The following is an 8611-nucleotide window of genomic DNA, read 5'->3' on the forward strand; positions in this document are numbered from 1 at the left end:
ACGCTCCGCTGGCGCTCCACGTTTCCGCGGGGGCCCCGAAGTGACAGTCACCGCCCCCGAGGGCTTCTCCGCCGCCGGCGTCGCCGCCGGGCTGAAGTCCTCCGGCGACGCCGACGTCGCCGTCGTCCTCAACCACGGGCCGGACGACGCCGCCGCGGCCGTCTTCACCACCAACCGCTTCCCGGCCGCGCCGGTGCTCTGGAGCCGGCAGGTGCTGGCCGGCGAGCGGGCGCGCGCCGTCGTCCTCAACTCCGGCGGCGCCAACGCCTGCACCGGGCCAGAGGGCTTCCAGGACACCCACGCCACGGCCGAGCACGCGGCGGCCGAGCTCGGCATCGGCGCGATCGACGTCGCCGTGGCGTCCACCGGGCTGATCGGCGTCCGGCTGCCCATGGACAAGGTGACCGCCGGGGTCACCGCCGCGGTCCAGCAGCTGTCCGAGGACGGCGGCCTCGACGCCGCCCGCGCGATCATGACCACCGACAGCGTCCCGAAGACGACGGTGCAGGGCCGTGACGGCTGGACGGTCGGCGGCATGGCCAAGGGCGCCGGCATGCTCGCCCCGTCGCTGGCGACCATGCTCGTCGTCCTCACCACCGACGCCGTCGTCCGGCCCGAGGTGCTGCAGCGCGCCCTGGCGCAGGCCACGAGCGTGTCCCTCGAGCGGGTCGACTCCGATGGCTGCCTGTCGACCAACGACACCGTGATCGTGATGTCCAGCGGCGCCAGCGGGGTCACGCCGACCGCGGAGGCGTTCACCGAGGCGCTCACCGCCGCGGCCACCGACCTGGCCATGCAGCTGCTCGCCGACGCCGAGGGCTCGACCAAGGACATCGCGATCACCGTGCGCAACGCGGCCAGCGTCACCGACGCCCTCACCGCCGGCCGGGCCTGCGCGCGCAACAACCTGCTTAAGACCGCGCTGTTCGGCAACGACCCCAACTGGGGCCGGGTGCTGGCCGCCATCGGCACCACCGACGCGGCGTTCCAGGCCGACCAGGTCGACGTGACGATCAACGGCGTGACCGTCTGCCGCGGCGGCGCGATCGGCGACCCCCGCGAGGGCGTCGACCTCACCGGCCGGGCGATCACCATCGACGTCGACCTGAAGGCCGGCACCGAGCAGGCGACGATCTGGACCAACGACCTGTCCATCGCCTACGTGCACGAGAACTCGGCCTACTCCACATGAGCGAGCACCAGGACCCCGCCCCTCAGGACCCCACTCCGCCCGACGTCCGCATCGACGAGCCGTCGCCCCCGCCGAAGCTGCCGCGGAAGGTGGGCACCAGCCGGGTCATGCGCACCAAGGACCCGGAGGGCGACGCGGCCAAGGTCGCCGTCCTCACCGGGGCGCTGCCCTGGCTCAAGGAGTTCCACGGCAACGTCGTGGTCATCAAGTACGGCGGCCACGCCATGGTCGACGACGAGTGCCGCCGGGCCTTCGCCGAGGACATGGTCTTCCTGCGGACCTGCGGCATCCTGCCGGTCGTCGTGCACGGCGGGGGGCCGCAGATCACCGAGATGCTCGGCCGGCTGGGCATCGGCAGCGAGTTCCGCGGCGGGCTGCGGGTGACCACGCCCGAGACGATCGGCGTCGTCCGCATGGTCCTCACCGGCCAGGTCGGCCCGGACATCGTCGGGCTGATCAACCAGCACGGCCCGATGGCCGTGCACCTCTCCGGTGAGGACGGCGGGCTGTTCACCGCGCAGCGGACCACCGCGGTCGTGGACGGGCAGCCGGTCGACGTCGGCCTGGTCGGCGACGTGGTCGCCGTCGATCCGAGCCCGGTGACCGCGCTGCTCGCAGCCGGCCACATCCCGGTCGTGGCCAGCGTCGCCCCGGACGCCGACGGCGTCGTGCACAACGTGAACGCCGACACCGCAGCGGCCGCGCTCGCCGCCGCGCTGGGTGCGGTGAAGCTGGTCGTGCTCACCGACGTCGAGGGCCTCTACGCCGACTGGCCCGACCGCGACTCGCTGGTGCAGCAGATCGACGCCCGGGAGCTCGCCGAGCTCCTGCCCACGCTCGACGCCGGGATGATCCCGAAGATGGCCGCCTGCCTGCGGGCGGTCGAGGGCGGCGTGCGCCGCGCGACCGTCGTCGACGGCCGGACGCCGCACGCCCTGCTGCTCGAGACGTTCACCACCGAAGGCACCGGGACGATGGTCGTCCCGGCGAAGGACCAGGAGGAGGGCACAGCATGACGACGCACACCGAGGAGCTGGCCCGCCGCTGGTCGGCGGTGATGATGAACAACTACAAGGCCCCGCCGGTCGCCCTGGAGTCCGGTACGGGCGCCACCGTCCGGGACGTCGACGGCCGCGAGTACACCGATCTCCTCGGCGGCATCGCGACGACGATCCTCGGCCACGCGCACCCCAAGGTGGTCGAGGCGATCACCACGCAGGCGCAGAAGCTGGGCCACGTCTCCAACCTGGCCATGCACGAGCCCGGCGTCGCCCTGGCCGAGCGGCTGCTCGAGCTGGCCGGCCGCCCCGGCCGGGTGTTCTTCTGCAACTCCGGTACCGAGGCCAACGAGGCGGCGTTCAAGCTCAGCCGGCTGACCGGCCGCCCGGAGGTCATCACCGCCGAGGGCGCGTTCCACGGCCGGACGATGGGCGCGCTGGCCCTGACCGGCCAGCCCGGCAAGGCCGCGGCGTTCGCGCCGCTGCCCGGCGGCGTCCGCTACGTGCCCTACGGCGACGCCGGCGCCCTCGCCGACGTGGTGGGGGAGCGCACCGCGATGGTGCTGCTCGAGCCGATGCTCGGCGAGGGGGGCGTGCTGCCCGCCCCGGCGGGCTACCTCGGGTCGGCGGCCACGACGGCCGGGGACGCCGGTGCCCTGTTCGCCGTCGACGAGGTGCAGACCGGCATCGGCCGCACCGGGCACTGGTTCGCGCACCAGGCCGACGGCCTGCACCCCGATGTCGTCACCCTCGCCAAGGCGCTCGGCGGAGGTCTGCCGATCGGCGCCATGCTCGCCTTCGGCGAGGCCGCCGACCTGCTGACCGCGGGCTCCCACGGCTCCACGTTCGGTGGCAACCCGATCGCGGCCGCCGCCGCGCTGGCCGTGCTCGACACCATCCGCGACGAGGGCCTGCTCGAGCGGGCCAAGGAGCTCGAGCACCGGTTCACCACCGGCATCGAGGCGCTCGGCCACGCGGGGATCAGCGGCGTCCGGGGGAGGGGTGCGCTGCTCGGCGTCGTCCTCACCGCCGACGTCGCCGCGGCGCTGGAGACGACCCTGCGCGAGGCCGGCTTCCTCACCAACGCGGTGGCTCCCGGGGTGCTCCGCCTCGCCCCGTCCCTCGTGCTCACCGACGCCCAGGTGGACGCCTTCGTCGCGGCCCTCCCGGCCGCCCTCGACACCGCTCTCCAGGAGGACGACCAGTGACCCGGCACTTCCTCAAGGACGACGACCTCACGCCCGAGGAGCAGGCCGAGGTCCTGGCGCTGGCCGCCTCCCTCAAGGCGACCCGGCACACCGCGGAGGCGCCCACCCCGCTGCGCACCCCGAACGGGACCCCCCGCGCGGTGGCGGTCGTGTTCGACAAGCCGTCCACCCGCACCCGGGTCTCCTTCTCGGTCGGCGTCGCCGAGCTCGGGGGCTATCCGCTGGTCATCGACTCGGCCACCAGCCAGCTCGGTCGCGGCGAGCCCATCGAGGACACCACCCGGGTGCTCGACCGGCAGGCCGCCGCCATCGTGTGGCGGACCTTCGGCCAGGAGCGCATCGAGGCCATGGCCGCGGTCAGCCGGGTGCCGGTGGTGAACGCGCTGACCGACACCTACCACCCGTGCCAGATCCTGGCCGACCTGCAGACGGTGGCCGAGCACAAGGGCAGCCTCGCCGGCCGGTCGCTGTCCTACCTCGGTGACGGCGCGAACAACATGGCGCACTCCTACCTGCTGGGCGGGGCCACCGCCGGGATGCACGTGCGGCTCGGCTCGCCGGAGTCCTTCCGGCCCGACCCGGCGGTGGTCGACCGGGCGGCGCGGATCGCGGCCGCGACCGGGGGCTCGGTGAGCTGGACCGACAGCGCCGAGAAGGCCGCGGACGGCGCCGACGTCCTGGTCACCGACACCTGGGTGTCGATGGGTCAGGAGGGGGAGCAGGACGCCCGCATCGCCCCGTTCCTGCCCTACGCGGTCGACGAGGCGGCCCTGTCCCGCGCCGCCGACGACGCGGTCGTCCTGCACTGCCTGCCCGCCTACCGGGGCAAGGAGATCGCCGCCGCGGTCATCGACGGGCCGCAGAGCGCGGTCTGGGACGAGGCCGAGAACCGGCTGCACGCCCAGAAGGCGCTGCTGGCCTGGCTCCTGGAGCGATCCGCGTGACCCAGGCCCTCACGCGCTCGGCCCGCCAGGCGCGCATCCGGCAGCTGATCGAGGCCCAGCCGGTGGCCTCGCAGACCCAGCTGGCCGCGCTCCTGGCCGAGTCGGGCATCGAGGTCACCCAGGCCACGCTCTCCCGCGACCTGGAGGAGCTGGGCGCGGTCAAGATGCGCGGCTCCGACGGCGCCCCGGCGTCCTACGTGCTGCCGCCGGAGAACGCCCCGCTGCGCCCGGCCCAGACCGCGCCCGCGCGGCTGACCCGGCTGCTGGCCGACCTGCTCACCAGCGCCGAGGGGAGCGCGAACCTCGCGGTGCTGCGCACGCCGCCCGGCGCCGCGCAGTTCCTGGCCTCCGCCCTGGACAAGGTGGGCCTCCCCGATGTCCTGGGCACCATCGCGGGGGACGACACTCTGCTGGTCGTCTCGCGCGACCCCGACGGCGGGGCGGCCCTCGCCGACCGGCTGCGGGCGCTCGCGCAGCGCACCCCCGCCGTCTACCCCGAACTGAGCGCCGACCTGGAAGAGGAACCCGGCACGTGAGCAGCAGCGCACCTGGATCGCACACCCGGCTCTGGGGCGGTCGCTTCGGCGGCGGCCCCTCGCCGGCCATGGCGGCCCTGTCGAAGGGCACGGACGTCGACTGGAAGCTGGCGTCGTTCGACCTGGCCGGCTCCCGTGCCCACGCGCGGGTGCTGCACCGGGCCGGCCTGCTGGCCGACGACGAGCTCGACCAGATCCTGGGTGCGCTGCGCGAGCTCTCCGACGAGGTCGCCGCGGGCACGTTCACCCCGGTCGAGTCCGACGAGGACGTGCACGAGGCGCTCGAGCGCGGCCTCACCGAGAAGCTCGGGGCGCTCGGCGGCAAGCTGCGCGCCGGCCGCAGCCGCAACGACCAGGTCGCCACGGACCTGCGGCTCTACCTGCGCCACCACGTCCGGTCGCTGGTCGGTGAGCTCTCGTCGCTGGAGTACGCGCTCATCGGCCTGGCCGAGCGCTACCAGGACGTCGCCGCCCCCGGGATGACGCACCTGCAGCACGCCCAGCCGGTGCTGATCGCCCACCAGCTGCTGGCGCACGCGCACTCGCTCGCGCGCGACGTCGACCGGCTGCGGGACTGGGACCGGCGGACGGCGGTGAGCCCCTACGGCTCCGGCGCGCTGGCCGGCTCCTCGCTGCCGCTGGACCCCGACGCGGTCGCCGCCGAGCTCGGCTTCGACCGGGCGTCGGACAACTCGATCGACGGCGTCAGCGACCGCGACTTCGCGGCGGAGTTCTGCTTCGCGGCGGCGCTGATCGGCGTCCACCTCTCCCGGCTGGGGGAGGAGGTCGTCCTCTGGACGTCGACCGAGTTCGGCTGGGCGCGCCTCGACGACGCCTGGGCGACCGGCTCCTCGATCATGCCGCAGAAGAAGAACCCCGACATCGCCGAGCTCGCCCGCGGCAAGTCCGGCCGGTTCGTCGGAAACCTGACCGGCCTGCTCACCATGCTCAAGGGCCTGCCCCTGGCCTACGACCGCGACCTGCAGGAGGACAAGGAGCCGGTCTTCGACTCCATGGAGCAGCTCATGCTCCTGCTGCCCGCGGTGACCGGCATGATCGCCACCCTCACGCTGCGCGCGGAGGTGCTGGAGGCGGCCGCGCCGCAGGGCTTCGCGCTGGCCACCGACGTCGCCGAATGGCTGGTCCGGCAGGGCGTGCCGTTCCGCTCGGCGCACGAGATCAGCGGCACGATGGTCGCCGTCTGCGAGGAGGCCGGGCTCGAGCTCGACCAGCTCGACGACGACCAGCTCGCCGGCATCGACGAGCGGCTCACCCCCGCCGTCCGGTCGGTCCTGTCGGTCCGGGGCGCGCTGGCGGCCCGCAAGGCCCGCGGGGGGACGGCGCCCGAGCGGGTGGCCGACCAGCTGGCGTCGCTCAAGGACCTCGCCGCCGAGCACGGGCGCTGGGCTGCGGCCTCCCCGGTGGCGGCGGCCCTCTGAGCGTGCCGTCCGGTCCCGGCCGGCCCGAGCCGGGTCCCCTCGTCCGGGACGAGGACCTGCTCGGGCCGGTCGACGTCGTGGCGCCGTCGCTGCTCGGCTGCTGGGTGGTCACCGACCGCCCGGAGGGCCGGGTGGCCCTGCGGCTGACCGAGGTCGAGGCCTACTCCGGCGACGGGACCGATCCCGCGGCCCACTCCCACCGCGGCCCGACGCCGCGAGCGGCGATCATGTTCGGCCCGCCCGGGCGGCTGTACGTCTACTTCAGCTACGGCGTGCACTGGTGCGCCAACGTCGTCGTCGGTCCCGAGGGGCAGGGCTCGGCGGTGCTGCTGCGCGCAGGAGAGCCCGTGGTGGGGGAGGAGCTGGCCCGGTCCCGTCGCCCGGCCGCCCGCCGCCCGCGCGACCTGGCCGGCGGACCTGCGCGGCTCACCCAGGCGCTGGCCGTCGGGCGCGAGGACCTCGGCACCGATCTGCTCGACCCGTCGTCCCCGGTCCGGCTGCACCGGCCGCCTCCCTCCCACCCCGCGGCGCCCGCGTCGGTGTCGGCGGGCCCCCGCGTCGGCATCAGTGTGGCGACGGAGCTGCCCTGGCGGTTCTGGGAGACCGACGCCCCCTCGGTCAGCGCGTTCCGGGCGGGCGGCAAGCCACGCCGCGGGCGGGCCGGGCAGGATGGTGCCTCGTGACCTCCTCTTCCGACTCCGGCGTGATCGACGAGCTGCACCGCCGCGGGCTGATCGCCCAGAGCACCGATGAGGCCGCGCTGCGCGCCCATCTCGCCGAGGGCCCGGTCGCGTACTACGCCGGCTTCGACCCGACGGCGCAGAGCCTGCACGTCGGGCACCTGCTCCAGTTCATGGTCCTGCGCGCCCTCCAGCGGGCCGGGCACCAGCCGGTGGTGGTCGTCGGTGGCGCCACCGGCCTGATCGGCGACCCGCGGCCCTCGTCGGAACGCCAGCTGAACGACCGGGACACCGTCGCCACGTGGGTGGGACGCATCCGCGAGCAGGTCGCGCCGTTCCTCGACGTGCCGGCCGAGACCTCCGGCTTGAAGAGCCCGGTGTACATGGACAACCTGGACTGGACCGCCCCCGTCTCGGCGATCGACTTCCTCCGCGACCTGGGCAAGCACTTCCGGGTCGGCAGGATGCTGGCCAAGGAGGCGGTCTCCGCGCGGCTCAACTCCGAGGCCGGCATCAGCTACACGGAGTTCAGCTACCAGATCCTGCAGGCCAACGACTTCCGCGAGCTCTACCGCCGGCACGGGGTCACGCTGCAGACCGGTGGGTCGGACCAGTGGGGCAACCTGACGGCCGGCATCGACCTGGTGCGCCGCACCGAGGGCGCGACGGTGCACGCGCTGTCGACGCCGCTGGTGACCAAGTCCGACGGCACCAAGTTCGGGAAGTCCGAGGGTGGCGCCGTCTGGCTGGACCCGACGCTCACGTCCCCGTACGCCTTCTTCCAGTTCTGGCTCAACGCCGACGACGCGGACGCCCGGATGTGGCTGCCGCTCTACTCGGAGCGCCCGGCCGAGGAGGTGCAGGCGCTGGTCGCCGAGAGCGTCGAGCGGCCGGCCGCCCGGGCGGTGCAGCGGGCGCTGGCCGAGGAGCTGACCCTCCTCGTGCACGGCGCCGAGCAGCTCCGCCAGGCCGAGGCGGCCGGACGGGCGCTGTTCGGCCGGGAGGACCTCTCCTCCCTGGACGCCGGGACGCTCACCGCCGCTCTGGAGGAGGCGGGCAGCGTGACCGTCGACGGTGCAGCGCCCAGCCTTGCGCAGCTGCTCCAGCAGACCGGGCTGGTCGCCAGCCTCTCCGAGGCCCGGCGCACGGTGAAGGAGGGCGGCGCCTACCTCAACAACGAGCGGATCACCGATGCGGACGCTGCGCCGGGGGAGGAGGCCTGGCTGCCCGGGGGGTGGCTGGTCCTCCGCCGCGGCAAGCGGTCGATCGCCGGCGTGCGCCGGGCCGGCTGAGCCCCCGGGCCCGTGTGAACGCCCGATGTCGGGGGCGTGGCCGCAGCGTGTCGGGCGTCACGGGGGGTGGGTTTGACCGGCCGTGGGGGGCCGTGTAACTTTCTCTTTGCGCCGCGCGGCCCGGAAGGGCCGCCGGACCGGAGCCCCTGTAGCGGGTGTCTGGAAACCGGCGTAGAGTTGGACCTCCAGCCAGGGACGAAGCCCGGAAGGGCGGAGTTGCTGCGCGTCCGCTCCTTGAGAACTCAACAGCGTGCCGAAAGTCAGTGCCAAGTAATACCCCGTGTCATGGCTCGTGCAGTCGTGGCAGGGATTCCTTTGGTTG

8 protein-coding genes are annotated in these 8611 nt (G+C 74.3%); all 8 read left to right on the forward strand.

The window, feature by feature from the left end; translation table 11 throughout:
- The first annotated feature begins 40 nt into the window (after positions 1-40).
- From argJ to tyrS, 8 genes are read left to right on the forward strand one after another with little or no spacing between them, the layout of a single operon-like run.
- Positions 41-1192 carry a bifunctional glutamate N-acetyltransferase/amino-acid acetyltransferase ArgJ gene (gene argJ, locus BD833_RS18830; RefSeq protein ID WP_166534685.1) on the forward strand — a complete coding sequence of 384 codons (1152 nt, stop codon included), beginning with the start codon at positions 41-43 and terminating at the stop codon, positions 1190-1192.
- Positions 1189-2208 carry an acetylglutamate kinase gene (gene argB, locus BD833_RS18835; protein ID WP_208092764.1) on the forward strand — a complete coding sequence of 340 codons (1020 nt, stop codon included), beginning with the start codon at positions 1189-1191 and terminating at the stop codon, positions 2206-2208. Before argJ ends, argB begins: the two co-directional genes overlap by 4 nt.
- Positions 2205-3398, forward strand: coding sequence for an acetylornithine transaminase (locus tag BD833_RS18840; RefSeq protein WP_166534686.1), 1194 nt, complete (start codon positions 2205-2207; stop codon positions 3396-3398). The genes argB and BD833_RS18840 overlap by 4 nt, the downstream gene beginning before the upstream one ends.
- Positions 3395-4342 (forward strand): ornithine carbamoyltransferase, encoded by a 948-nt coding sequence (argF, locus tag BD833_RS18845; protein ID WP_166534687.1) that lies wholly within the window; start codon positions 3395-3397, stop codon positions 4340-4342. The genes BD833_RS18840 and argF overlap by 4 nt, the downstream gene beginning before the upstream one ends.
- Positions 4339-4878, forward strand: a complete 540-nt coding sequence (locus BD833_RS18850; protein WP_166534688.1) for an arginine repressor — start codon at positions 4339-4341, stop codon at positions 4876-4878. The genes argF and BD833_RS18850 overlap by 4 nt, the downstream gene beginning before the upstream one ends.
- The gene (gene argH / locus BD833_RS18855) at positions 4875-6317 is read left to right on the forward strand and encodes an argininosuccinate lyase (RefSeq protein WP_166534689.1); all 1443 of its coding nucleotides are present in this window, start codon (positions 4875-4877) and stop codon (positions 6315-6317) included. Before BD833_RS18850 ends, argH begins: the two co-directional genes overlap by 4 nt.
- 2 nt (positions 6318-6319) lie before the next feature.
- Positions 6320-7000, forward strand: a complete 681-nt coding sequence (locus BD833_RS18860; RefSeq protein WP_243737795.1) for a DNA-3-methyladenine glycosylase — start codon at positions 6320-6322, stop codon at positions 6998-7000.
- Entirely contained in the window at positions 6997-8289 is a 1293-nt protein-coding gene (tyrS, locus tag BD833_RS18865) for a tyrosine--tRNA ligase (protein ID WP_166534690.1), read from the forward strand. Before BD833_RS18860 ends, tyrS begins: the two co-directional genes overlap by 4 nt.
- Positions 8290-8611: the final 322 nt, after the last annotated feature.

This window comes from Blastococcus xanthinilyticus (genome assembly GCF_008124835.1).
Lineage (GTDB): Bacteria > Actinomycetota > Actinomycetes > Mycobacteriales > Geodermatophilaceae > Blastococcus > Blastococcus xanthinilyticus.

Bases quoted from the DNA above. Each gene is read 5' to 3' on its own strand.
- argB (WP_208092764.1), top strand. From the start codon at position 1,189: ATGAGCGAGCACCAGGACCCCGCCCCTCAGGACCCCACTCCGCCCGAC.
- BD833_RS18840 (WP_166534686.1), top strand. From the start codon at position 2,205: ATGACGACGCACACCGAGGAGCTGGCCCGCCGCTGGTCGGCGGTGATG.